Source organism: Microbispora sp. NPDC046973, assembly GCF_040644495.1.
Classification (GTDB): domain Bacteria; phylum Actinomycetota; class Actinomycetes; order Streptosporangiales; family Streptosporangiaceae; genus Microbispora.
On sequence record NZ_JBEYWQ010000054.1, the window covers coordinates 1 to 25,882 of the forward strand.

19 protein-coding genes and 2 pseudogenes are annotated in these 25,882 nt (G+C 68.8%); 12 read left to right on the top strand and 9 right to left on the bottom strand.

Annotation, left to right across the window (positions count from 1 at the left end; translation table 11 throughout):
- A pseudogene (locus tag ABZ860_RS41335) lies at positions 1-704 on the bottom strand (hypothetical protein); the annotation flags it as partial.
- Complete coding sequence (locus ABZ860_RS41340) at positions 691-924, bottom strand: hypothetical protein (RefSeq protein ID WP_357231803.1); 234 nt, start codon at positions 922-924, stop codon at positions 691-693. The gene ABZ860_RS41340 and the pseudogene ABZ860_RS41335, both read right to left, overlap by 14 nt.
- Positions 925-1,104: 180 nt before the next feature.
- Between ABZ860_RS41340 and ABZ860_RS41345 the strand changes: the two genes are divergently transcribed.
- From ABZ860_RS41345 to ABZ860_RS41355, 3 genes are all read left to right on the top strand, one after another.
- On the top strand, positions 1,105-2,325 hold the full coding sequence (locus ABZ860_RS41345; protein ID WP_357231806.1) for a histidine kinase: 1,221 nt from the start codon (positions 1,105-1,107) through the stop codon (positions 2,323-2,325).
- On the top strand, positions 2,322-3,014 hold the full coding sequence (locus ABZ860_RS41350; RefSeq protein ID WP_357231809.1) for a response regulator transcription factor: 693 nt from the start codon (positions 2,322-2,324) through the stop codon (positions 3,012-3,014). Before ABZ860_RS41345 ends, ABZ860_RS41350 begins: the two co-directional genes overlap by 4 nt.
- Before the next feature lie 286 nt (positions 3,015-3,300).
- A complete protein-coding gene (locus ABZ860_RS41355; RefSeq protein WP_357231812.1) occupies positions 3,301-4,017 on the top strand; it encodes a TNT domain-containing protein in 717 nt (238 codons plus the stop codon).
- 532 nt (positions 4,018-4,549) lie between these two features.
- Here ABZ860_RS41355 and ABZ860_RS41360 read toward each other — a convergent pair.
- The 5 genes from ABZ860_RS41360 to ABZ860_RS41380 form a co-directional block, all read right to left on the bottom strand.
- Positions 4,550-5,392: a PHP domain-containing protein gene (locus ABZ860_RS41360; RefSeq protein WP_357231815.1), complete on the bottom strand. Its 843-nt coding sequence runs from the start codon at positions 5,390-5,392 to the stop codon at positions 4,550-4,552.
- 486 nt (positions 5,393-5,878) lie between these two features.
- On the bottom strand, positions 5,879-6,487 hold the full coding sequence (locus ABZ860_RS41365; protein ID WP_357231818.1) for a glycoside hydrolase family 36 N-terminal domain-containing protein: 609 nt from the start codon (positions 6,485-6,487) through the stop codon (positions 5,879-5,881).
- Between the two features lie 90 nt (positions 6,488-6,577).
- The gene (locus tag ABZ860_RS41370) at positions 6,578-7,450 is read right to left on the bottom strand and encodes a substrate-binding domain-containing protein (RefSeq protein WP_357231821.1); all 873 of its coding nucleotides are present in this window, start codon (positions 7,448-7,450) and stop codon (positions 6,578-6,580) included.
- Positions 7,414-9,861, bottom strand: coding sequence for a sugar-binding domain-containing protein (locus ABZ860_RS41375; RefSeq protein WP_357231824.1), 2,448 nt, complete (start codon positions 9,859-9,861; stop codon positions 7,414-7,416). Before ABZ860_RS41375 ends, ABZ860_RS41370 begins: the two co-directional genes overlap by 37 nt.
- 66 nt (positions 9,862-9,927) lie before the next feature.
- Positions 9,928-11,217 carry an ROK family transcriptional regulator gene (locus ABZ860_RS41380; protein WP_357231827.1) on the bottom strand — a complete coding sequence of 430 codons (1,290 nt, stop codon included), beginning with the start codon at positions 11,215-11,217 and terminating at the stop codon, positions 9,928-9,930.
- Between the two features lie 179 nt (positions 11,218-11,396).
- Between ABZ860_RS41380 and ABZ860_RS41385 the strand changes: the two genes are divergently transcribed.
- The 6 genes from ABZ860_RS41385 (at position 11,397) to ABZ860_RS41410 (ending at position 20,512) form a co-directional block, all read left to right on the top strand.
- Positions 11,397-13,106 carry an ABC transporter substrate-binding protein gene (locus ABZ860_RS41385; RefSeq protein ID WP_357231830.1) on the top strand — a complete coding sequence of 570 codons (1,710 nt, stop codon included), beginning with the start codon at positions 11,397-11,399 and terminating at the stop codon, positions 13,104-13,106.
- Positions 13,107-13,110: 4 nt separating this feature from the next.
- Complete coding sequence (locus ABZ860_RS41390; RefSeq protein ID WP_357231833.1) at positions 13,111-14,106, top strand: ABC transporter permease; 996 nt, start codon at positions 13,111-13,113, stop codon at positions 14,104-14,106.
- On the top strand, positions 14,103-15,866 hold the full coding sequence (locus tag ABZ860_RS41395; protein WP_357231836.1) for a dipeptide/oligopeptide/nickel ABC transporter permease/ATP-binding protein: 1,764 nt from the start codon (positions 14,103-14,105) through the stop codon (positions 15,864-15,866). Before ABZ860_RS41390 ends, ABZ860_RS41395 begins: the two co-directional genes overlap by 4 nt.
- A complete protein-coding gene (locus ABZ860_RS41400; RefSeq protein WP_357231839.1) occupies positions 15,863-16,720 on the top strand; it encodes an ATP-binding cassette domain-containing protein in 858 nt (285 codons plus the stop codon). Before ABZ860_RS41395 ends, ABZ860_RS41400 begins: the two co-directional genes overlap by 4 nt.
- A 41-nt stretch (positions 16,721-16,761) precedes the next feature.
- The gene (locus tag ABZ860_RS41405) at positions 16,762-18,288 is read left to right on the top strand and encodes a cellulase family glycosylhydrolase (protein WP_357231842.1); all 1,527 of its coding nucleotides are present in this window, start codon (positions 16,762-16,764) and stop codon (positions 18,286-18,288) included.
- Between the two features lie 172 nt (positions 18,289-18,460).
- Positions 18,461-20,512, top strand: coding sequence for a beta-galactosidase (locus ABZ860_RS41410; protein WP_357231845.1), 2,052 nt, complete (start codon positions 18,461-18,463; stop codon positions 20,510-20,512).
- Positions 20,513-20,559: 47 nt separating this feature from the next.
- On the opposite strand, the gene ABZ860_RS41415 is transcribed toward ABZ860_RS41410, so the two are convergent.
- Positions 20,560-21,777 carry an ROK family transcriptional regulator gene (locus ABZ860_RS41415; RefSeq protein WP_357231848.1) on the bottom strand — a complete coding sequence of 406 codons (1,218 nt, stop codon included), beginning with the start codon at positions 21,775-21,777 and terminating at the stop codon, positions 20,560-20,562.
- A gap of 376 nt (positions 21,778-22,153) precedes the next feature.
- On the opposite strand from ABZ860_RS41415, the gene ABZ860_RS41420 reads away from it, so the two are divergent.
- The 3 genes from ABZ860_RS41420 to ABZ860_RS41430 all read left to right on the top strand — a co-directional run bounded on the left by ABZ860_RS41420 (position 22,154) and on the right by ABZ860_RS41430 (position 25,396).
- A complete protein-coding gene (locus ABZ860_RS41420) occupies positions 22,154-23,485 on the top strand; it encodes a recombinase family protein (protein WP_357231851.1) in 1,332 nt (443 codons plus the stop codon).
- 746 nt (positions 23,486-24,231) lie between these two features.
- On the top strand, positions 24,232-24,840 hold the full coding sequence (locus ABZ860_RS41425; RefSeq protein ID WP_357231854.1) for a hypothetical protein: 609 nt from the start codon (positions 24,232-24,234) through the stop codon (positions 24,838-24,840).
- An 88-nt stretch (positions 24,841-24,928) separates the two neighbouring features.
- Positions 24,929-25,396, top strand: a complete 468-nt coding sequence (locus ABZ860_RS41430) for a hypothetical protein (RefSeq protein ID WP_357231881.1) — start codon at positions 24,929-24,931, stop codon at positions 25,394-25,396.
- 174 nt (positions 25,397-25,570) lie between these two features.
- Here the strand turns inward: ABZ860_RS41430 and ABZ860_RS41435 are convergent.
- Positions 25,571-25,687 (bottom strand): annotated as a pseudogene (locus ABZ860_RS41435) (hypothetical protein); the annotation flags it as partial.
- Between the last annotated feature and the right edge of the window lie 195 nt (positions 25,688-25,882).

The following is a 25,882-nucleotide window of genomic DNA, read 5'->3' on the forward strand; positions in this document are numbered from 1 at the left end:
ACCAGGCCGCCCGCCGCCACGACGGCCGGCCGCGGCGCGGTTCCTCCGGGCCGTGCCGGGGGTCCGGGCCAGCGCCGTCCGCGGGCGGCGGGCACCAGTGCGACGAGCACGAGCAGCGCGACGACGGCAAGGGATCCACCGGCCTGCGCGGCGGAGGCGTGGTCGTGCTCGGTCCGCAGGTGCTCGCGCAGGACGAGCGCGGCCGCCGCGAGATACAGCACCGCGGCCGTGACCAGGCCGGGCGTCCGCAGCCAGGGCGCACGCGACAGCCGGGGGCTCAGCGCCTCCGTCAGCGCGATCGGCACGCCGAAACTCCAGATCGCGTGGCCCGCGACGAAGGACAGGGTGGTGTAGGCCGCCAGGCCCAGTGGCGCGACGTACGTCGGGCGGACCATCTCCTCCCAGTAGGGGATGTCCCGGTAGCCCTCGCTGAACATGGACTGGTCGATGACACCGGCCTGCAGCACGCCGAAGGCCGCCGCGAGCGCGAGGACGCCCGGCCAGGGCACGTCCAGGCGGCGGGCGGTCTCGCGGATGAGCAGCGCGGGCGCGCCGTACAGCGGGCCGAAGACCAGCAGGCCGGCGGCGAGCGCGAACGGGTCGCCCGTGCTGTCGTCGTAGCCCGTGACGTACTCGGCGCAGACCGGCGCCAGCACCAGGAGCCCGGCCACCAGGGCGAGACGCCACGGATCAGGCCTCCTCATCGCGCCTCCAGGCGGCGGCGAGGACCACGGCGCCGACGACCGCGACGAGAAGGTTGGCGTAGACCTCGTAGCCCGCCAGGAAACCCAGGCGCGGGATGACCTGCCGGTTGAAGACGTTGAGTAACGCCCCCCAGAACGGCTGCACGGCCAGGTGGTCGATGGTCCCGCTGATGCCCGCGGCGACCAGGAACGCCCCGGCGAGTCGGATGACGTTGCGCATGGCGCCGACGCTAGGGACCGGCCCGCCCGGCGGGGATCGGGCATCGGCATGCTTCGGCACGGCGAAGGTCGCCGGCGTACGGCCTCCCCGCCGACCGAAGTCGGACGGATCCCGACTTCGGTATGGTCGTCGCCGCTGCGCCGTGGGCCGGGCCCCGCGAGGTCGTACGCTGCGGGGGATATGGACTCCCCCGCCGCCTCCCGGCACCGGCGAAGCCGGCGCGACTGGTTCGTGGACTCGGCGATGTTCGTGCTCGCCGTGGCCTTCGCCTTCTTCATGTCGGTGGACCGCCTCGGCACCGCGCCGCTGCCGCCGGCGTGGCTGTTCCCCCTCGACCAGTTCGCAGGCGCGCTCGGCTGCGCGGCGTTGTGGCTGCGCCGCCGGTGGCCGGTCGGGCTCGCGGTGACGCTCGTCGCGCTGTCGGCCGTCTTCGAGATGGTCGCGGGCCCGATGCTGGCCGCGCTCTTCTCGGTCGCGGTCCACCGCCGCCCGCGCACCTCCGGCGCGGTGTTCGGCCTCAGCGTGCCGGCGGCGGTCGTCTTCACGTGGCTGCGCCCCGAACCGGACGCGTCGCCGCTCGCGATGCTCACGCTGGGCCTGGCCCTGCAGGGCGCGGCGGCCGGCTGGGGGCTGTTCGTCCACCACCGGCGGCGGCTGGTGCTGGCGCAGCGCGACCGCGCGGCCCGGATGGAGACCGAGGCGAGGCTGCGCGCCGAGCAGGCCCAGCATCAGGTCCGCGACGCCATCGCCAGGGAGATCCACGACGTGCTCGGCCACCGGCTGTCCCTGCTGAGCGTGCACGCGGGGGCACTGGAGTTCAACCCCGGCGCCGACCCCGCCGACGTCGCCAGGGCGGCGCGGGTGATCAGGGAGAGCGCCCACCAGGCCCTGCAGGATCTGCGCGAGGTGATCGGCGTGCTGCGCGCCCCCACCGGCGAGCCGTCCGCGCCCACGCGGCCCGGCCTGCCCACCCTGGCCGACCTGCGGGAGCTCGTCGCGGAGTCGGGCCGGGCCGGGATGCGGGTGGAGCTGTGCGACGACCTCGGCTCGCCCGAGACGGTCCCCGACCGGATGGGCCGCACCGCCTACCGCGTCGTGCAGGAGGCCCTCACCAACGCGCGCAAGCACGCGCAGGGAGCCGAGGTGCGCGTACGGGTGACGGGCAGGCCCGGCGAGGGCCTGACGGTCGAGGTGGTCAACGACGCTCCTGCGGCCGTCGGGCGGGACGCCGGGAGCGAAGGCGGCCACGGTCTCGCAGGCCTGGCCGAACGCGTCACCTTGGCCGGGGGACGGCTGGAACACGGGCCCGTGGACGGACCGGTGGACGGACCCGTGAACGGGGCCGGCGACGGGGGCCCGGGTGGCTGGCGCGTGCGCGCCTGGCTACCGTGGCCGGCATGACCATGCCCGGCTCCCCCATCGGCGTGCTCATCGCCGACGACGACCCCCTGGTGAGGGCCGGCCTGGTGATGATGCTCGGCGGCGCCCCGGACATCCGCGTGCTCGCCCAGGCGGGGGACGGCGCCGAGGTGCTGCCGCTGGCCGGTCGGCACCGCCCCGACGTGGTGCTGATGGACATCCGGATGCCGGTGATGGACGGCCTGGCCGCCACCGAGGCGCTGCGCGCCCGCGACGGGGCGCCCGAGGTGATCGTGCTGACCACCTTCGACGCCGACGAGCACGTGCTGCGCGCCCTGCGCGCAGGGGCCGCCGGGTTCCTGCTGAAGGACACCCCGCCGGGCGAGATCGTGGACGCCGTCCGCCGGGTGGCCGCCGGCCACCCGGTCCTGTCCCCCGCGGTGACCCGGCGGCTCATCGCCCGGGTGGCCGAGGACGGGCAGGACCGGCGCCGGGCCCGCGCCAGGGAGCGCCTGTCAGGGCTGAACGACCGGGAACGGGAGGTCGCGGTGGCGGTGGGCCGGGGCAGGCCGAACGCCGAGATCGGCGCCCTGCTGCACCTCAGCGTTCCCACCGTCAAGACGCACGTGTCGAGCATCCTCGCCAAGCTCGGCCTCAACAACCGCGTCCAGATCGCCCTGCTCGTCCACGACGCCGGGCTGCTCGGCGACCCGTTCGAGACGGACGGCTGAAAGAGCGCTCGCCTCCTTCACCGAATTGCGAAGGCTCCTGCCGTCGCGATTTCGATTCCTTATAGCTGCCCATGTCGGCTTTGTTTCTCCCGGCGGCCCGGAGTCTTTTGACGCTGCGGCGATCTTCTTGCGATGCGCCTGAACAAGGGCCGGGTACGCACGAATTCATCGCGTCAGAGCGATCATGGCAATTTCCTGGCACCCTTCGCCGAGCGAATTCCATGGAAATCCTTCTGATGCGGATATGTCCATATCGCATGCTATATGCGAAATATCAGGAGAATTCGTGCGCGTTCATTCTCACAAGCTGTTCGTGGCCGCCTGCACCCTCGCCACGGCGGCCCTGACCGGTGTCCCGGCACAGGCCGCGACCGCGCCCGCCGGGCAGGGCCCCGCGACCTCCGACCCCCAGACGCTGAGCGCGAAGACGGGTCAGGTCTGCGGGCCGCCGTTCGTCAACGGCGACCCGAACCTCGGCCCGGTGGTCCTGCCGCGCACCGGCCTGGTCGCCAAGATCCTGGACGGTTACGTGCGGTACGGCGGCCTGTCCCCCGAGCGGTTCCTGGAGCGCTACTTCATCCCGTCGGCCAAGTCCTACCGCTTCCCCCAGGACTCCGGGTTCGCGCACTCCGGCGGGTACACCAACGGCCGCCCGCTCATCAGGACGGCGAAGCTGCCGCTCGGCTACAAGGTGGACCGCTTCGGCGGCGAGGGCGGCGCGTTCCTCGCTCCGTTCGGCACGCCGTTCCCCCAGCGGTCGCTGCGGCCGAACAACCTCAACAACGTCCCGGGCGACCCGCACCTGTGCAACTACCACGCCTACCGGGTGATCCGGCCGTTCCTCGTGGACGCGGGGCCGGCGGCCTCGGCGTTCCAGATGCCCGGGCAGGGCGAGCAGTTCCACACGCTCGCCAAGTACATCCCCGGCGCGCCCGCGAACCCGGACGGCGAGGTGTCGATCGGCTGGCTCGCCGACAACGGCTACCTCGAACGCCTCAACTGAACCCTCGCGGCCGACCGGGCGGGCCCGCCGCGCCCGTCCGGTCCGCCGGGCAGCGAACCTCACAAATGATTGAAAGAGGGTGCAGTGAGCTGTCAATCGACGACAACCATCAAGATGCGGATTAGAAGCTCGCACGATCATGGTTCGGAGCAGTTCAACGCAGGTCAGCGGGTACACGCGGTCTGATCTGAACGGCTCTGAATCACCCTGAACTGCAACCCAAAGTGCAACCTGTGCTGCTCGCTGACGGTCACCATGGGAGCTCGTTGGGCTGGGGCTGAGGGACGAAGTCCCAGGCCTCCGATCGCCCCCAACCCGTGCGGCGGCCGACCTGATCAGGCGATCGTAAGGGCGGTACCGGTCATGGCATCACCAGTTTGGAAGATTTCGGTGCGTGACTGGCTGACATGCTCCGCAGCAGCTCAGGCCAGGTGAGATGTTGCTCGGGAGTCACCGTGACTCCCCTCGATTCGCCACCCTGACGGGCACGCAGCGGGCACGGACTGTACCGCCGCGCTTCATGCTGCATTGGTCAGCCCGAACGAGTCCAGAAGTCGTGGGGGTGCCGGCCAGGTCGGAAGCCTTGGGCCTCGACCATGGCAGCAGCGTCGGCGAAGCCGTGCGCAAGCGCAGCCGGGCTATGGGCATCGCTTCCGAAGGTGACCGCTTCTCCGCCTTCGTCGCGCCACCAGCGAACGATCTCTGGAGGGAACCGTGCGCGCGTGTTGACCTCCAAGGCCCGACCGCCGTCAGCCAGCACTCGTAAAGCATGGCGGAACTCTTCCTGGAACGAATCTGGATCGAACGGGCCAGCCTGCGTCGGCCAGGTGCGGATCGGGTAGTCGATGTGGGCGAGCACGCCGAACGTATCCGAGATCTTGATCAGGCGGACTATCTCAGCCAGGTATTCCCGAAGCACCTCCGCAGCTGGTCGCTGACGGTACAGGTAAGGGGGCTCAGAGAACCGCTCCCCCACAGGCAGGCAATGCAGCGAACCAAGCACCCGGGCGAACTGCCCGGCGTCGAGCAGCCTCGCGACCTCATCGCCGTACCAATGCGGCTCACCCAGTTCCACGCCGCTCAGGATGCGAAGGCTCGGGAACTGATCGCGGCAGCGCTCCACGCACTCCAGGTACCCGTGGAGATTGAATTTTGGCGGAGCCACTGTACCGTCTGGCGTGGCAAAGGCCTGGAGATGGTCATGTCCATCGAGCTCGCCATCAACGAACAGCCAGGCCGTATAGTCCACATGCTCGGTGAACGCAACCGCGGGGAGGCCCATCTCCACCGCCCGCGCGCAGGTCCGCTCCATCGCGCCATCCGGTGCGTCCCACGACCATTCGCTGTGAACATGGCTATCTCCGGGCAGCGTCACCGTCGCATCCTTCCGCCGGCATCAAAGGGACACGTCGAAGAGCAACGCTCTGACCGTCTACGACGGCCGTGATGATATTCCTGGCCGATGACAGGTTACGACCGGGGAATGCGGGCGGAAGTACGGAGAGAAGACCGGCACTCGGTGAGCCGGTGCTGAGGAACGAGGCACCGGATCGTCGATCGCCCCGACCCCAACGGTGGCCGGCCCACATGAGGCGATCGTAGGGCTGTAATTGTGCGGCGGCGGGCCGCTGGAGTCGGCGGGTTCGCTCGTACGGCGGGCGCGGCGGTCGGCGTGGCGGCAGCAGCGGCAGGCCGCTGTACGGCGGCGCGGCGCGCCGCCGCTTGATCACCTACGAGCGTAATTCGGCAGGGGAGGACGCTCAGAAGCCTAACCAGACAGACATTCTGTTCGGTATTGGGCTTTCCACACGTGATCACGTCGCAGCTCGCAGCAGCTCTCGCTTGATCGACAAGATCGGCTCTACCCGGCGGGGCGTTGGCCGGATGTCGACGGCGGAGAGGCGTCCGACCGCGGATAGCGGAGGTTCCCGATGACCAGGGTGGTCAGCATGCTCCGCAGTGTGCTGGTGAAGTCGAGCCGCTGCTCAGCCAGTGATGGGACGAGCTCCGGGGACCGCTCCCTGGCCCAGCGGCCGGCGAAGTCGAGCACCTCGCCGGCCTGCGCGGGCAGCGGCATCAGGCAGGCCAATCGGTCCAGCGTGTACGGCGAGGTGGCGGTGTCGCTGAGCGTGTGTCGCATCCGTAGCACACCCTGAGGCGTCAGCTCGATCTCGGTGGTCAGGTCCAGGCCACAGTCAAGGTCCTTGGCAAGCGCCTCGACACGGCCTCCGTTCACGGTGACGGCCTCGGCCAAGGTGAACCGGGGCGGACGCCAACCGCTGTCGTGACGCCCGGACAGCACCGGTCGGCCGAACCAGCCGTCGCCTTGGCTGGGCATCACATCCTGGCCAGGCACCGGCGGAAGCCCGGTGAGCGGTCCTGGGCAGACACCCCAGTACAACACCCGCGGCGGGCGCGGGCCGGCGAGCTCGAGGACGACGCCGACGCCGTCCGCGGACAAAGCGATCACCAAAGCTCCAAGCCCGGGGTATCGGGTAGGCATGGCCTCGGAGAACCTGCGAGAGGGAGGGGCCGGCAGGTGGGTGGGGTGACGCACTCCTCATGGGGCGCTCGCCGGTGCGGTGGTCCCCCGGGGGATGAGCGTGGCGGTCGGGCACCAGCGTTCCGCGACCGGGCCTCCCTCGACGAGTTCCAGCAGAGACGCGGCGACCAACTGTCCGAACAGGTGCACGTCGAGACTCATGGTGGTGAGCGGAGGCGATGCCAGGCGACACATGCTGGAGTCGTCCCAGGCGATCAGACTGAGGTCGCGGGGAACATCACAACCCAGATCCTTGGCCGCCCCCAGTCCTGCGACCCCCATGAGGTCGTTGTCGTAGATGATCGCTGTGGGAGGGTCGGGCCGCTCCAGTAACATGGCGGTGAGTTTCGCCCCCGATTCCTCCGAGTAGTCCCCCTCCAGCATGACCGGCTCGATGCTGGCCGACCTCATGCTGTCGAACAGCGCTCGGGTGCGGATCCGGGTGTGGATCAAGGCGGTGGGACCGCTGACCCGTGCGATGCGACGGTGCCCGAGCCTGCTGAGGTGGGCGACTGCTTCCCGCACCGCGCCGACGTCGTCCGTGCGGACGGCCGGGGTGTCTCCTTCCGGCTCGCCCGCCACCACGGTCGGCAGCCCGATCTCGCGAAGGACCGCGGGTCTGACGTCCTCGACCGTACGATTCACCAGCACCACGGCGTCGACCATGCGGTTGTCCGCCCACCGGCGGTACGCGGCGATTTCGGCCTCGTGTGTGTTGACGACATGCAACAGCACGGAACGGTCGCGCTCGGCGAGCAACTCTTCGATACCCGCGATGAACTCCAGGAAGAACGGTTCCGCACCCAGCAGGCGTGGCGGCCTGGCGAGCACCAAACCGACAGGGGTACCCGCGCTCACGTCGCGACCGCCGTCAAGGCGTTGGCGCTGCACAGCACGCCGGGAGCGGTCAGGGCGGACGGGTCGTCCAGCACGTCGGAGGTTCGCACGAGAAAGGTGTGCGATTGTCCGGCAGGCAGTGAAACCAGCATGTCGTCTACCAGGGCGTCGGCGGCGACCTTGTCGGCCAGCAGCGCGATGTCGCGGGTGAAGGAGACGGCTCGCACCTCGACCTCGTAGCCGCCGGGCAGCCTCTTGACGGCCGTGACGAGCGGCACGGGCTCATACGCCAGGTCCCGATCCTCCGCGAACACGTGACAGACACGGACGTCACCGACGGTCATCACCAGCACCTCCCGCTTCACGTCGGCGGGCTCGAGCAGGTCGCCGGGCAGTTCGACGGTACCCACCGACCGGGGCGGCACGACGAGGGTCAGGTCGGCGCCGGCCAGTGCGTTGCCGGTGAACGTCTGCCGGATCGCGGCAACCGTCCCCGTCCAGGCCTCGTCGTGGTCGTTGACGGCGATCAGAACCGTCCGGCCGTCCCTCGGCTGAACGGTGAGCAGCCGAGGCGCGAAGGCGTGCTTGAGGGCGTAGTAGAGGGGCTTGGGCCGTCCGTCGCCGTCCACCGCCGCCCAGGATGTGACCGGCCAGCAATCGTTGAGCTGCCACACCAGCGCCCCGGCCGTGCGCGGCCACCAGGAGCGGAAGTGCTCGACGCCGAACGCGACGGCGCGGGCCTGGTTGAGCTGTGCCGCCCAGTGCCAGTCCTCGAAAGCGGCGGGCACGGAAAGGTGCGGCTCCATCCCCCGGTCGAGTTTGACGTCGCCGTTCTCGGCCTTCTGGTGGAGCAGGAACCCCGGTGAGACCGGCGTCATCGGCTCGTCGTGGATCCACCTGGTCAAGGTGCGCCAGGTAGGCGGTGCCTGGAAGCCGAACTCGGCGCAGAAGCGCGGGATGTGGTCGCGGTAGTGGGTGTAGTCGACCTTGTTCCAGACGGCCCATTCGTGCCGAGTGCCGTGGTCGTCGTCGTTCGGCCGTGGGTTGCCGGGGCTGTAGGGGCTACCGGGCGTGTAGGGCCGGGTGGGGTCGAGCTCCGCCACGATCCTCGGCAGCAGTTCCATGTAGTAGCCGAGTCCCCAGGTGCGTCCCTGAAGTGTGTCGCGCCAGCCGGGCCACTCCGCGAAAGCCTCCAGGTTCTCGTTGTTGCCGTTCCACAGTGCCAGCGAGGGACGGGAGACCAGGCGGGTGATGTTCTCCCGCGCCTCAGCCTCGACCTCGCTCCGCAGCGGCTCCTCCTCGGCGTAGAAGGCGCAGGCGAAGGGGAAGTCCTGCCATACGAGCACCCCCCGCTCGTCGCAGACGTCGTAGAAGTCGTCGCTCTCGTAGATACCGCCGCCCCAGACCCGCAGCATGTTCATGTTCGCGGCCACGGCCTGGTCGACTCTCCGGGCGATCCGCTCACGATCGACTCGGGTGAGGAAGTGGTCGTCGGGGATCCAGTTGGCGCCCTTGGCGAAGACGCGCCTGCCGTTGACGACGAAGGTGAACGGACTGCCTGTCGAGTCGGGTTCGGTGTCAAGGGCGATCGTGCGGAAGCCGACACGTCGCTGGGCGATGTCGACCGGCTGGTCGTCCTCCAGCAGCGTGACCGTCAGGTCGTACAACGGCTGGTCACCGTAGCCGACTGGCCACCACAGCCTCACCTGCGGTACCAGCACGGTGACCGTTGCCGCGCCTCCGGACACGGGCACTTGTTCGGAACGGCCTCCCACATCGGCCCTGATGCTGTAACGGCCGTCGCGGACGCGGTCGAGTTCCACATGTACCGTGACACGGCCGGCGCCGTCGGCGTCCACAGTCACCAGCGGGCGTACGCGGGAGAGCCGGGCGCTGTCCCAACGCTCCAGCCCTACCGGCTTCCAGATGCCGGCCGTCTGCAGGTCGGGCCCCCAGTCCCAGCCGAATGAACAGGCCATCTTGCGGACGGCGTTGTAGGGGTGAGGGTAGGCGCGCATGCGCGAGCCCAGTTTCTCCTCCACCTCCTCGGCGTGGTTCAGGGCGGAGCGGATCGTCACCACGAGTTCGTTCGCGCCGTCCTGCAGGATCTCGCCCACGTCGAAGCGATATCCGCGATGCATGTTCGCGGTATGGCCGAGAAGTCGTCCGTTGAGGTGCACCATCGCGACCGTGTCGATGCCGTCGAACACCAGGTCCACTCGCTCGCCAGGCCGCGCGGCCGACGTCTGGAAGGTCGTCGTGTACCTCCAGTCGGCGCGGTGCATCCACACCAGTTCCGCTTCGTTCCGGTCCAGGTACGGGTCCGGAATAAGACCCGCCGCCATGAGATCCAGGTGAGAGCTGCCCGGCACCTGCGCCGGGACGTCGCAGTCGGCGACCGCCTCCGGGACGGGCCCTCCGGCCACCCGCAGACGCCACCCGTCGTGCAACATCTCGCGGATCATGTGCCCTCTTCCCTCGGGTGCCGAGTAGCCATCTGCGCCCCTACTTGCTTACTTAATCTATTGAAGTTAGTCAACCTCTGAGGCGCCGAGGGAATAGGGAAGCGCGACGGGCTCGGCGTCCAGCCTCTCCGGCAGGCGGGCGGCCTGGCTGAGGGGCACCAGTTCCGACTCCAGCACCAGCGCGGCGGCGCCGACGGCGGAAGCGGTGGCGGCCGAGCGTGAGAGCCGTACGTCCACAGGCTGCGCGGCGCGCGAGAAGGCTGTCCGCTGAAGCTCCTGCTGGACGACGGGGAGGTAGACCGAGCCCGCGATCGCGAAGCCCGGCCCGGTCAGCACGAGGACTTCGAGGTCCATGATGTTGGCCAGGCTACGGGCCGCCGCCGCGATGTAGCGGGCCGACCTCTCGAGCAGCGCCAGGGCTCCCGGCTCGCCCCTGGAGGCCGCCCGGCTGATCGCGGCGAAGTCGGCGACGGTCGAGACGCGCCTCCGAAGGGTCCCCAGGCCGACGGCCTCGGCCAGCGCGGCGTCCGCCTGCACGGCCGTCACCACCGCGGCTATGCCGGCCATCACCTCGGCGCAGCCCCGGGCTCCGCACCAGCACTCAGGGCCGTCCATGTCGACGCAGATATGTCCGAATTCGCCCGCGTTACCGTTAGGGCCGCGGTAGGTGATGCCGTTGATGACCAGGCCGGCGCCGATCCCCGTACCGAGATAGACGACCGCCGCCGAGGTGGCGCTGCCGAAGCCGCCCGACCAGTGCTCACCCAGCGCCGCGGCGGTGGCGTCGTTGTCGAGCACCACCGGCAGGCCCGTCGCACGCTCCAGCGCCTCGCCCAGCGGGAACCCCTCCCAGTGCCGCATGGTCGGCGGCGCGAGGCCCACCCCAGGAGCGGACCTGCGCGGACCAGGAGAGACCAGGCCGACGCCGAGCACGCGTCCGCGCTGCACACCGATGCTCTCGATCAGCCTGGAGATCTCCTCGGCCGTCCGCGACACGACGGTGCCCGGCTCCTCCGCGCCGACGCCGCGCCGCACAATGCGGGCCACCACGGTTCCGGCGAGATCGGTCAGGACGTACGTCATGGCGCCGTGGTCGAGATGCACGCCCACCGCGTAGCGGGCGGTGTGGTTGAGCTGGAGCAGGATCCGCCGCTTGCCACCCGTCGACTCGGCGCGGCCGGTCTCCACCACCAGGCCCTCCTCGATGAGCCGGCGGACCAGCGCCGAGATCGTGGGCCCGGTGAAGCCGGTGGCGGAGACCAGCCCGACGCGGCTGATCGTGCCCGCGGCCCTGATCGCGTCCAGGACGGCGGCCTTGCTGCTCGCGTGCGGCTTCGCCCTTGCTCCTGTGCTCACTGCCACCCCGCCTCGGCCCGAATCCCATCGGCCTGCGGTGAGCGCACAAGCCCGCTCCGAGACCCCATGGAGCCGCACACTACGCCGGAACGGCCTGCCCTGAAATTTTCACGGCACGTTGACTTACTTAAGTCGACAAATTAACAATGCTCAGCATCGTTCGAGAGGACCTTCCCGCTATGTCCATCAAGACCCCCCGCGCGGCGGCTGGACTCGCTGCGTTGATACTGGTCGCCGGATGCTCCTCGTCCGGAGGCTCGCCGGGACAGTCGGCCGGAGCGACGTCCGGGGCCGGCGGCCCGGCGGCCTCCTCCGAGCCTCTGGTCGTGTACACCGGCGGATCAGGTGACATCCAGCCCATCTTCAACCCGTACCTGCCGGGGGCCCTCGGCGGCGGGGGAACGATCTTCGAGCCGCTATTCTTCTACAACACCGTGCGCAGCGAGGGCGCACCCAGGCCCCGGCTCGGCGAGAGCTTCTCCTGGAACGACGACGGTACGGAGCTGTCGATCTCGCTGCGCAGCGGCGTCAAGTGGTCCGACGGCCGGCCGTTCACCGCGGACGATGTCGTGTTCACGCTGAAAATGATCAAAGAGCACAAGGCCATGAACGGCACGGGCTACCAGGGCAGGGCGACCGCCACCGACGCCACCCACGTGGTGATCAAGTTCGACGAGCCGGCCTTCGTGGACGGCCCGCAGGTGCTCGGCCGGATCTGGATCGTGCCCGAGCACAAGTGGAAGGACATTCCCGACCCCACGAAGGAGCAGCTGCGCGAGCCCGTCGGCACCGGGCCCTACTTGGTGGATGAGCTCAAGCCCCAGGCGTTCACGTTGAAGGCGAACCCGAACTACTGGGGTGGCGAGCCTGCCGTGAAGAAGATCCGTTTCCCCTCGCTGTCAGGCAACCAGTCCGGCGCCACCGCGCTCAAGGCCGGCCAGATCGACTGGCAGACCGGACCGGTGCCGGACGTCGCGAACGTGGAGCAGAGCTATCCCGGGTACAAGCTGATCACCACTCCGGTGAACCAGATGGTGCTGGACACCTGCGCCAATGCCGAGCTGGGGTGTAAGGGCCCGCAGACCGACCCTGCCGTCCGCCAGGCGATCTACTACGCCGTCAACCGGACCCAGTTGAACGCGCTGGCCTTCGAGAACACCAGCGCCGAGATCTCGCCGAGCATGGCCCTGCTGCAGCGGGACCAGGCGGTCATCTCCGGCCGGCTGCAGAACAAGGTCGCGCCGATGCGACCGGACGCGGCGAGGGCGCAGCAGATCCTCGAGAGCGCGGGCTACGCGAAGGGCGCCGACGGGATCTACGTCAAGGACGGCAAGCCCGTCAAGCTGACACTCAAGACGGTCGCAGGATGGACCGACTACATCACCGCGGCCGACACACTGAGTCAGCAGCTGGCGAAGGCCGGCATCAAGGTGACCGCGCAACAGCTGTCGTACAACGAATGGGCCGACGCGCGGGGGCGTGGCGACTTCGAGCTGATGCTCGACTCGTTGTACCAGGGCCCGGCCGCCGACCCGTTCTACGTCTACAGCTACTTCTACGGCACCGACAGTACCGACAAGGTCGGCGGGACGCCCGGCCCGAACGTCAGCCGCTTCTCCGATCCTGACGTGGACAAGGCCATCGCCGAACTGAAGAAGATCAACGTATCGGACACCGCGGCGCGGCAGCCGTACTTCGACACGATCCAGACCCGCATCGAGCAGTCGATGCCCTATGTCCCGCTGCTCACCCAGGGGACGATCAACATCTACAACGCCAGGAAGTTCACCGGCTGGCCGACCAAGGAGGACCTGTACGCCTTCCCGGCGGCCTGGCAGGCCCCGGACGCCTCGGAGATCTATCTACGGCTCAGGCCCACGGGCAAGTGAGCCGATGCGGTACTACATCCGCAAGTTCGGTTTCTATCTGGCCGCCTTGTGGGCGGCGGTCACACTGAACTTCTTCATCCCCCGGATGATGCCGGGCGACCCCGTGAGCATCCTGATGGCGAAGCTGCAGCAGCGGGGCGGCTCGGTGAACCCCGAGGCTCGCAGAGCCTACGAACTGCTGCTCGGCACCGACACGGGCGAGCCGTTGACCAAGCAGTACCTGTCCTACCTCGGCAACATGCTGCACGGCGACTTCGGAATCTCGGTCAGCGCCTACCCGGTGCCTGTCTCGGAGGTCATCGCGACCTCCCTGCCCTGGACGGTCGTGCTGGTGGGCATCGCGACGGTGCTGTCGGTCCTGGTCGGCGCCGGGCTGGGAATGGTGGTGGGATGGCGGCGGGGCACCTGGCTCGACTCGCTGGTGCCCGCGACCACGGTGCTGGCGGCGGTGCCGTACTTCTGGCTGGCGCTCGTCCTCGTCGCCGTCTTCGGGTCCGCGCTGGGCTGGTTCCCGCTCATCGGCGGCTACGACGTCGACCTCACCCCCGGGTGGAACCTCGACTTCCTCGGCTCGGCCGTCCACCACGGCATCCTGCCCGCGCTGACGATCGTGATCTCTTCGGTGGGCGGCTGGCTGCTGGGATTACGCAACATGATGGTGTCCACGTTGTCCGAGGACTATGTGCTCACCGCCACCGCGAAGGGGCTGCCGAACAGGCGCGTGATGATCTGGTACGCCGCACGCAACGCGGCACTGCCGTCGATCGCCGGGTTCGCCATCTCCCTCGGGTTCGTGGTGGCCGGCTCCATCGTCACCGAACAGGTGTTCTCCTACCCCGGCATCGGCTCCAAGCTGCTTGAGGCCGTGCAGAACAACGACTACGCGCTCATGCAGGGCATCTTCCTGGTCACGACCGTGGCGGTGCTCGGAGCCAATCTGGTGGTCGACCTGCTCTACAGCGTCATCGACCCCCGAACCCGCGCGGGAGGGAACGCATGACCGATCTCGGTCCGGATTCCCCGGCGCCCCGGCGTGCCGTGCTGCCCCGGTTGTCGCCCAAACTGGTCACCGGGCTCGTCCTGATCACCGCGATCATCCTGTTCGGCGTCGCCGGCCCGCTCTTCGTCGGCGATCCGGACGCGATCAACGACATCGGGTTGACGTCGCCCGGCGGAGGCCACGTCCTCGGCACCACGCAGCTGGGCCAGGACGTGCTGGCCCAGATCGCGTACGCGACCAGGGGATCGCTCTACATCGGCGTGCTCGTCGGCGTGATGGCCACGGTCCTGTCGGCGCTGTTCGGCATCGTGGGCAGCTACGCCGGCGGAGTGGTGGACGAGGCGTTCTCCCTGTTCTCCAACGTGATGCTGGTGATACCCGGCCTCCCACTGGTCATCGTCATCTCCGCGTTCGTGCCGCCCGAGCAGCGGGGGGCGTGGACCATCGCGGTGGTGCTCGCGATCACCGGCTGGGCCGGGTCGGCCCGGGTGCTTCGCGCGCAGACGCTGACGTTGCGCAATCGGGAGTACGTCCTGGCCGCCCGCGTGGCGGGGGAGCCGGCATGGCGGATCATCACCGTCGAGATCCTGCCGAACCTCCTGCCGCTGCTGGCCTCCCAGTTCGTGTTCTCGGTGATCGCGGCGATCCTGTCAGAGGCTGGTCTGTCGTTCCTCGGGCTTGGCGCTTCGAACTCCTCCACCCTCGGCACGATGCTCTACTACGCCCAGAACGGCTTCGCGCTACAACGCGGCGCGTGGTGGTGGTTCGCACCACCGGGCCTGATCATCGCGCTGTTCGGATGCGGCCTCGCACTGATCAACTTCAGCATCGACGAGATCACCAACCCCAAGCTGCGCGCCGTACCACGCCGGATCCGGCACCCGCGGCGCGAGCCGGCGCCGGTCGGGCGGCCCTCGCAGGATGTCGTGGTGAGCGTGCGGAACCTGTCGGTGACCTACGGGAACACGGTACAGGCGGTCAAGGACGTGTCGCTGGAGGTACGGCGGGGCGAGATTCTGGGCCTGGCCGGCGAGTCGGGCAGCGGGAAGACGACGCTCGCATACGCGATCAACCGCCTGCACCGGCCGCCGGCGGAGGTCACCGCCGGATCGGTCACCTTTCATGATCGGGACGGCCGGGACATGGACGTGCTCGCCCTGCCGTCCGGCGAGCTTCGGGCCTTCCGGTGGTCGCGGATGTCGGTGGTGTTCCAGGGAGCGATGAACTCGCTGAACCCTGTCATGACGATCCGGGCGCAACTGGAGGACGTACTCACCACGCATCTCCCCCAGCTCTCGCGGAGCGATCGCCGGGCGCGCTGCGCCAGGGCGTTGGAGCTGGTGGGCGTGGACCCCGCGCGGCTGCGCTCCTACCCCCACGAGCTGTCCGGAGGCATGCGACAGCGCGTCATGATCGCAATGGCCATGCTGCTCGACCCGCAAGTCATGATCATGGACGAGCCGACCAGCGCCCTGGACGTGGTGGTGCAACGAGGCATCCTCCGCGAGATCCTGCGCCTGCGCGACGAGCGGGGATTCGGGATCGTGCTCATCACCCACGACTTTCCCCTTCTGCTCGAGGTGAGCGACCGCATCGCCGTGATGCTGGGCGGGGAGATCGTCGAGTGCGCGGCGGCTGAGGAAATCCTCGCCAGACCCCGCCATCCCTATACCCGGCGCCTGCTCGAATCGTTTCCCAGCCTGACGGGTGAGCGCGGCGCGTTCGTCCGCACTGGTGAGGCCACCGGAGGTGCACGGTGACCACGCTGGACGTGAAGGACCTCGTCAAGGACTTCCGCATCCGGACCGGTCTGCGCGGACGGCGGCTGCGGGCCGTGGACCACGTCTCGTTCACGCTCACGCCCGGCCGTACGGTCGCCCTGGTCGGGGAGTCGGGTTCGGGCAAGTCCACCATCGCCAGGATCATCGCCCGGCTGGAACGGCCCACCGCCGGACAAGTCGCCTTGAAGGACGACGACGGCGGCCGGGTGCCCGATCGGGCGTACCGCGACCACGTACAGATGGTGTTCCAGGACCCGTTCTCCTCACTGAACCCCTTCCACACCGTGGAGCACCATCTGATCCGCCCGCTGCTGCTGCACGGGCAGGCCCGTACCCGGGCCGAGGCCCGGAAGAAGGCCGGCGACCTGCTGGAACGGGTCAACCTACCGGCACGCGACATCGTGCACCGCCGCCCACACGAGCTGTCCGGCGGCCAGCGGCAGCGGGTCGCCATCGCCCGCGCGCTCGCGCCGGGGGCGAAGGTGATCGTGGCCGACGAGCCCGTGTCCATGCTGGACGTCTCCATCCGGCTGGGCGTGCTGAACCTGCTGGCGCGTCTGCAGCGCGAGGAGAACCTCGCCGTCCTCTACATCACACACGACCTGGCCACCGCACGGCACTTCTCCGACGACATCCTCGTGCTCTACCGAGGCCGGGTCGTGGAGCGCGGCCCGGCCGACGAGGTCATCCTCGCCCCGCGACACCCCTATACCCAGCTCCTGGCCGCCGCCTCGCCCGACCCGGAGGCTCGTGGCCGTTCATTCGACATCGATGCGGCGGCTGTCGTGGCCGCCGGCGAGGCTCCCGCCTGCGACCATCGGATCCAGTCGTGAGGCGCAGATCTCCGGATCCGCAAAGGAGAGAGGAAAGCCCCATGAAACACCGCGTCGCGTTAGTGACGGCGGCCGTCGGCCTCGTGGCCGCAGGCGCCGCGCTCGTGAATGCACCGGCCTCAGCCGCCGCCGGCGGCTGCTCAGTGAAATACAAGGTCACAGGTGAGTGGTCGGGCGGCTTCCAGGGTGACGTCTCGATCACCAATCTGGGCGACCCGCTGACCAGTTGGACGCTGGAGTTCGATTTCCCCAATGCCGGTCAGGGTGTGAACAATGGCTGGAGCGCCGACTGGTCGCAGTCCGGCACCCACGTCACCGCCAAGAGCTTGGGCTGGAACGCCAAGGTGGCCACCGGCGCCTCGGTGTCGATCGGCTTCATCGGCAAGTGGAGCGGGAGCAACCCGGTTCCCGCCGCGTTCAGAGTCAATGGTGTCGCCTGCACCGGCCAGTCCCCCAGCCCAAGCCCAAGCCCAAGCGCGAGCCCCAGCCCAAGCGCAAGCCCCAGCTCGAGCCCAAGCGCAAGCCCCAGCCCAGATCCCGGTGGTCCTGCACCGCAGCTGCACGTCTCCGGCAACAAGATCGTGACGGCGGCCGGGAAGCCGTACCGGCTGCTGGGCGTCGACCGCTCCAGCGGAGAGTACGCTTGCGTCCAGGGCAAGGGAATGTGGGACTCCGGCCCGGTGGACCAGGCGTCGGTCGACGCGATGAAGAGCTGGAACATCCACGCCGTCCGCATCCCGCTCAACGAGGAGTGCTGGCTCGGCCTCAACGGCTCGCCCAGCGGCGCCGCCTACCAGCAGGAGGTCAAGAACTACGCGGACCTGCTGGTCGCCAACGGCATCACGCCGATCCTCGACCTGCACTGGACCTCGGGCGCCTACAGCAACGGACCGGACTGGCACTGCAAGGACGCCACCGCGACGTGCCAGAAGCCGATGCCGGACGCGCAGTACGCTCCCCAGTTCTGGACCGGCGTCGCGAAGACCTTCAAGGGCAACAACGCGGTGGTCTTCGATCTGTTCAACGAGCCGTACCCGGAGGTCGGCAGCGACTGGAACAAGACCTTGGGCTGGCAGTGCCTGCGAGACGGCGGCACCTGCACCGGCATTCCCTATGAGGTGGCCGGCATGCAGGACCTCGTCGACGCGGTCCGGGCGACCGGCGCGACCAACGTCCTCATGGTGGGCGGCCTGGAGTGGGCCAACGACATGCGGGAGTGGCTGGCGTACAAGCCGAACGACCCGCTGAACAACCTCGCCGCATCCTGGCACTCCTACAGCTTCAACGCCTGCGCCACGGCGTCTTGCTGGGACAGCCAGATCGCTCCGCTCGCCGCGAAGGTCCCCGTGGTGACCGGTGAGTTCGGCGCGGACAACTGCGGCTACGACTACATGGACCAGCTCACGAAATGGGCGGACAAGAACGGCCTGTCGTACCTGGCCTGGACCTGGGACCCGTGGGGCTGCAGCACGGGCGGGGTGCTCGTCAAGGACTGGACCGGCACGCCCGAGCCCGGCATCGGCGAGGGCTACAAGGCGCACCTGCTCACCCAGAACCCGTACGCGTGATCACCTGTCCTGACCGCAGGTGACAGTGCCGGGCCCAGCCATCGGACCGCGGTGGCTGGGCCCGTTCCACGAACGGCCTGTCGGCCGTCACGAACGGCCTGTCAGCAGAGCCCGCGCTCATCCGCTCAACGGTCCTCTTCGCCGTCCGCAACGGCTCGCCAAGGAGCGTCACATGACCAACCCTCGTATGCACGCCTTCAGGAGCCGCCTGGGCGGCCTGGCCTACGGAGGCGACTACAACCCTGAGCAGTGGGACCGCGCCACCTGGCGGGAGGACGTCCGGCTGATGCGTGAGGCCGGAGTGAACCTGGTCTCGCTGGGGATCTTCGCCTGGGTCGCGATCGAACCAGAGCCCGGGGAGTACGAGTTCGGCTGGCTTGATGAGGTCATGGACCTCCTGCACGAGGGCGGCGTCAGCGTCAACCTGGCCACCCCCACCGCCGTGCCGCCCGCCTGGCTCACCCAACTGCACCCGGAGGTTTTCCCCATCATGGAGGACGGCCGGCCTCTCGGCTTGGGCAGCCGTCAGCACTTCGACCATGCCTCCCCTGTCTACCGTGAGTACGCCGCGAACATCGTCACCCGGCTCGCCGAGCGCTACTCCTTCCACCCGGCTCTCGCGATGTGGCATGTCAACAACGAGTACGGCCCCACGTCGTACAGCCAGGCCGCCGCCGAGGGCTTCCGCCGCTGGCTCCAGCGCAGGTACGGCGACCTCGACACCCTCAACGCCGCCTGGACCACCCGCTTCTGGGGCCAGGTCTACACGGACTGGAACCAGATCGAGGTGGCCAACGTCATGGGCGTCTGGATGAACCCCGCTCGCCGCCTCGACTTTCGGCGCTTCACCTCCGACTCTCTGCTCGAGTGCTACCGCGCCGAGCGAGACATCCTCCGCTCCTTCCGCGACGACATCCCCATCATGACCAACCTGATGTCCTTCTACCCGCACGCGGACTACTGGAGGTGGGCAGCGGAACAGGACGTCGCCGCCCTCGACATCTACCCCGACCCCGGCGATTCCGAATCGCACATATCGACCGCATTCCACTACGACATGTTCCGCTCACTGAAGAACGGTCAGCCGTGGATGGTCATGGAGCAGGCCGCGAGCGCCGTCAACTGGAGAGGCGTCAACCTGGCCAAGGAACCTGGGCGGATGCGGCTCGGCTCGCTGCAGGCGCTGGCACGTGGATCCGACTCGGTGATGTTCTTCCAGTGGCGGGCCGCCAGGGGCGGGGTGGAGCGCTTCCACTCCGCGATGGTTCCGCACTCCGGGCCGGACTCGCGGACCTTCCGGGAGATCGCCGACCTGGGACGCGAGCTGAGCCTCCTCGCCCCGGTGGCGGGTACGACCATGCGGCGCGCCGACGTCGCGATCCTGTTCGACTGGGATGGCCGGTGGGGACTGGAGGACACCGGATGGCTGCCCCGTGACGACTTCGACTACGGCGAAATCGTGCTGCGCCACCATCGGCCGCTCTGGAAGCACCACCACACGATCGACGTCGTGTCTCCCAGAAGCGACCTGGCGCCGTACAAGGTCCTGATCATCCCCAACGCGTACCTGATCGACGACGAGGGCGTCGCAGCCGTCACCGAGTTCGCCCGCGCCGGCGGCACCGTCGTCATCTCCTTCTTCTCAGGGGTCGTGGACGAGTGCGACCGCGTCCGCCCCCACGGCTATCCGGGGGCATTCCGCCACCTCATCGGGGCAAAGATCGATGAGTACTGGCCGGCGCGTCCCGGAGAGCGGTTCGCGGTCCAGTTCGCCGACGGGCGCACCGCCACCGCGAGCTGGTGGCGGGAGGACATTCATCTGGAAACCGGCACCGCGCTGGCGAGATACGCTGACGGGCCGCTGGCAGGGCGCGCCGCGATCGTCGCGAACGCCTACGGCTCAGGCCGGGTCGTCTACTTCGCGACTCTCCTGGACGACGCCGCCTTCGATGCCGTCCTGCTGGACCAGATCCGGACGGCCGGGGTCACGGATCCCTTCCCGGGCCTACCCACTCACGTCGAGTGCACGGTACGGGAGGGCGAGCGGAACGAGTACCTCTTCCTGCTCAACCACAGCCCCGACGTGGACGTCGCCGTTCCCCTGGACCGCTCGGGAATCGACCTGCTGACGGGCGCCGCGGCGACCGAGGAGATCACATTGGCTCCCCTCGGCGCCGCCGTCATCCAGACAACACGGCAACCCAGCGGAGACGGACCGCGGTGACCCGGACCGGATTCAGGCACCCCTCCTGACAGACGGCTGCGACGACGTCAGGCTCCTACGTCCAGCTCGAGGAGGGCCAGCTCACCCTGCAGGACAAGCACGGCGCCGCCGATCGCCGCCGCGTCCGAGCTGCTGACCGAGGTGACCACCCGGACCGGGTGCGCCCGCCGGGCGAAGGTACGCCGTTGCACCTCCTCCTCGATCACAGACTGGTAGATCGACGCTGCGGTGGTGAAACTAGGGCCGGCGAGCACGATCAGGTCGAGGTCGAACAGGCTCGTCATCGTGACGGCGGCGGTACCCAGATGGCGGGCGGAGCGCTCGATCAAGGTCCGTGCCGCTGGGTCTCCGGCGACGGCGGCGGTCGCGATGCGGGCGAACCCGGTCATGACGTCGGTATCCGCAGGGTCGAGTTCAAGCCGTTGACCGAGGCTCGATTCCTTCAGCGCCTGCCTTATCACGGCGGCCGGTTCCACATAGTTTCCAAGGCAGCCGTAGTTGCCGCAATCGCATGGTCCTCCATTGAAGTCGATGGTGATGTGGCCGATCTCGACGGCGTTGGAAGAGACGCCACGGTACACCTCGCCATCGATGACGACGCCCCCGCCGAGGCCGCTGGCCATGTAGAGGCACCCGTATGTACGGGACTCCACCGCCCCCAGCCAGTACTCGCCGATCGCCGCAGCCGCCGCGTCGTTGTCGAGCAGCACCGGCAGGCCCAGGAGTTCGGACAGGCGCGGCGCGACCGGATATCGGAACCACTCGGCGGTCGGCTGGTGCGTCAGCAGCACGCCCGCCTGCCGGTCCTGTGGTCCGTAGGTCGCCAGCCCCACTCCGAGCACTTTGCCGCGATCGACTCCGGCGGTCTCGATCAGGGCGTCCACACGCGAGGCCACCAGCGAGAGTGCCTGCTCGGGAGGCAGCAGCGCTGTTCCGGGGAATGCGGTCCTGGCCACCTGCCGGCCGGTCAGATCGACGATGACGATGATGCAGATGTTGCGTTCGAACAACACTCCTACGGCGTACCGGGCGTGCGGGTTGATCTGCAGCAGCGTCGGAGGCTTGCCTCCGGTCGACGCGCCGCGCCCGACCTCGACGACCAGCCCGAGGTCCATGAGCTCACGAACGACTTGGGTGATGGTCGCCGCCGTGACTCCAGTGTCGGCGGCGAGCTCGACCCGGCTGATGGTGCGTGCCTTCCGGATCCTGTTGAGCACGATGCCGCGGGTCTTCGGCCTCCCCGCCCCGATAGGGCTGGTCGCCATTCGGCCTCCCTTGAAGCCACCGACCGACCACAGGTTGCGAGGCTCGGTGGGGACGTGTCTCACGTGATTCAGCCACAACGGTTCATTGATCAATCAATGAACTATTTTCCCACCGTCCTGTGTGGTTGTTGTATCCGGCTACGTGACCGACAGTGGCGACCGCCCTGAGATCCTGGCCCCTGCATACGTGCATGCGCCGCCGCTGCCGCCTCGCAGCAGCACGAGCTGTACCTCGCGGCCGGGCGGCTCTGCGAACTGTGCTCCTGGCGCCCGGCGAGGCGTTCACCGCCTATTTCTGGGACGTGGAGTCGGGCATGCTTGGCCTGGACGACGCAGCCAGGGCTCCGCTGACGATTACGCGCGGCTCGGAGTGCCCGTGCCCCGCAACGGCGGGCTGCGGGAGCTGCTGGAGTGGGTGGAGCGCGGTGAGCTCGACCGGGTGGTGTGCGAACGCATCAGCCGCGTCGCCCGCGACATGCTGCCCAGCCTCCAGGTCGAGTACCACCTGGCGTCCCGCGGCGTGACGCTGGAGTGCGCCAACGAGCCCCGCGGCGGAATGACCACCGGACAGCTGGAGCTGCGCCGCACCGCGCAGGTCCGCGCTGAGATCTACCGCCACGAACTGATGGAGCAGTCCATGCGCGGCCAACGCCAGCACGCCGCTGCCGGATACCGGCACGGCCCGCCCTGTTACGGCTACATCGCCATCGTGGACCCGGATGCTCCTCCAGCCGCCAACAGGTTCGGCGGCGGCCGCCCCGAGATGCGCCTCGCTTTGCACCTCGACCAGCGCCGCGCCGACACCGTCAAGGAAGTGTTCCGGCTCCGCCGAGACAAACAGCTCCAGGATGGCGAGATCGCCCGCCTGCTAGCCGCCGACCTTGACCGGTATCCGCTGGCCGACGGGCAGGCGCTGTGGGCGGCGCGGCGGGTCCGCAAGATGCTCGCACAGCCCAAGTACAGCGGCTATCAGGTGTTCAACAGATGCGCGGCCCGGACCAACCATAGCCGCATCAACCCCATTGCCGACTGGGTGCGGTCGCACCAGCAGGCCCATCCGGCGATCGTGCCGCTAGAGGAGTGGTATCAGACTCAGCTGGTGACCGCGCAGATGCGCGAGCGGCAAGCACCCGGCTGGGGAGCGAGTGCACGCGGCCGCCGCCCAGCGCGGTATCCGACTCACGACGGTACGGCAGACCGACACCCACGTCCTCTACGATGCCAGCGGCCGCCAGTTCGTGCTGCCCCGCGGAGACCTGCCAGCCGCAATGGCCGACGAGGTCATCAAGATCCTGGAGGCGGGCGCGTGACCGACAACAAACCCACCGCCGTACTCGCAACCGACGGGGACGCCATCGTCTTGCCGGCCGTTCGGATGGAACGGCGGTGGATCACACCGGCCGGCGCGCATGGCGTCGTCGTCCACGGCCGCGCGCTGGGTGAACTCCAGGCCAGCGCGCGGCAGGCGCTGGCGCTGCGTTTCGGCACCCCAGCGGCCCCGCCCGTGCAGGTGCGCCCGCAGTCCGCCGAACTCGACGCACTCGCCGAGGCGCGCCTGCGCTACGACACGGCCTTGCGCCACGCGGTTCAGACCCTGCGCGCAGACGGAACTTCCTGGACCGACATCGCGCAGGCTTGCCACGTCCGCAAAGCCGACGCGCAGTCGTGCTCTGCCAACACCCAGGCTGACGCGTCCACAGCCCAGTGACCGGCACCCCATGCAGAGCGCTCCAGGCCGGTCGGCGAACTGGTGGGCGACGTCGTGTCGGGACAGGGCGCCCCATCAGCGCGCTGCACGAGCTGCTGCCGTACGACGAGGAACTCCAGCCGGTGATGGCGGCGATCCGTGAGGCCCTGGCCGCGGGCGTACAGGTGCGGATGATTCAGGACCTCGTCCCGATCGTGGACATGCTCAGGCGCGCAACTTTCTGAGCCGCGAGGAGAAAAGCGGGAGCGGGTGGCGCGGGGTCTCCCGCCCTACCGCCGTAACGACGATGAGCGGGTGCGGCCGGAATAGGGGGTTGAGGAAGAAACCCGTCCCCCCTGGTCGCCCCTTAGACCCGGGAACAGATGACAGGAGGGTCCTGGCCCTTGGATGATCGCCCACCCGCCTTATTCCGCCCGTGACAGAGGTGCACCTCTCGCGCGCAGCGATGACTACTCTCAGTGAAATGTGTCGTTACAGTAAGTAATCAGCGGTGATAGATATGGGCTTGTTGGATCTCCACGAGTTCAGGAGGCTCGATGGCCGCCGAAAGCGTGACAGCGACTGACACCGGGCCGGCGTTCCTCGGTCGGCGTGGATGAGTGTTAGCACCCGCTCTCCGGGCACGACGCCGCCCCAGCCGCCTCGCACCGCCGGGGACGGCGTCGTTCTGGCCGCCCGAGCTGTGCCGGCACCTGACCCTCGGGTCAAGCAACCGCACCCCCATCACAACCACACGGAGGAGTCCGATGCTCGCCCCTCTACGCCAGGCTCTCGCCGCCGGTGTCGTTTCCCTGTCCGCCGCAGCGGCCGCGATGGCCGCCGCACCACCTGCGAGGGCCCAAACAGGGCTGCCGCCCATCGGCGCGGAGATCCCCTCTTCGATGCTCGCGCTCGACAGCACGCTGGAATTTCACGGCACTACGTTCTCCCTCGACTTCAGAGGGGGCATCAAGCAGCGCGTTGAGCCCAACCCCGACGACCCGGTCAACAGTGTGCGGCTGCGCACCGTCGGTTTCCGGGTCTCCGGCGAAGGCGACTCCGACACCTCAGTCGTCTTCGAGCAGTGCGACATCGATACCGAAGCGGCCAGCACCTTGCGGCTCACTCAGAGATTCCCGCCGCGGTATGAGGAACGAGACGTTCTGCCCTTCTGCGCCACCTTCACGCGGCCAGACAGCGAGCCGCTCACTCTGACCACCAAGGACCCCATGATCCTCACCGCGACACTCACCCAGTACCCGGCCCGTGGCGACCTGTACCAGTTGGCCAAGCCGGTCGACCTGGTTGAGGCGGACAGCCCCGACACCGTCGTGGCACGACTGACCGCCTTCGCCTCCAAACGCGGCGGACTCTAACCCCCACACCCGCGGGGCCGACCCGGCCCACCACCGAGCCGACCCCGCCCACCTGGCCTGGTCCACCATTCGCGCACGGCGCCCGGCGGTGCTCCGCGCACACTTCACCGGTCCCGGCCGCTGCCTGCAGACGCTGCATGACAACCTTCGCGTTCTGAACGTCCCCCTGTGGGCGATCCGACCCGAGGCCCTGGATGGCCTGCAGTGGCTCGCCCCGGAACCGGCCCGCGAGACCGGGCTCTGGCTGGCCCGTCACGCAACAGACCGCCGCGCGGCGCTCACCGGCCTGTGCCTTCTGGCGGGCACAGCCCGCCCGGAGGACATCCCCGTGGTTCGCACAGTCGGTCTGCTGCGGTGTCTAGGCCCGGCGGCCGTGGAGGTGCTGGAGACGATCCACGGCTCGGCGCAGGCGCTGGTGTGGCTGGCCGAACGCTCAACCCAGGTCACCCGGCATCGGGCCATCGCGGCGATGTGCCGCACACACGACCCGGTCGCTGTCGCCTGGCTGCTGAGGCACGCCACCGACGAGGACCGCACGGCCGGCTTCTCCGGCTGAACTTCGTTTCCACCGATGTCCCGGAGACGGCCACCGCCTGATGGTGATGACCCCCGACGATGAGGAGACATTACGGAGGCTGGAAGTGTTGTCACGTCTTGCCGAGAGGACTCCTTGAACGTCGGGACCGCTCAGATCGATCTCCACACGCCGCCAGAGACAAAGGCCGGTGGCTACGATGACGGCCTGGCAGACTACCCGCCGGTTCACCCGGGCCTTGCGGGAGGCGGCATCCAGGAACAGGCACGGGAACCTTACCCCGGCGTGCGTGCAGTCGTGGAGGGCAGCCACCTCCTCGTCCAGCGATCAGAAAGGGCTATGCCTCGTAGGCGCCCCTCTCGGGTTCGTGCACGTGGGTCGGTGTGCGGAACTCACAGAGCCTCGATCCATCAGGTCCCTGGTCTCGGTCGTCGTCCCATGGCCGCGGTGATCAGGCTTGAACACACCAGAATGCGGCCGGGCGAGGTAGGGGTGTCGGTAAGAAAC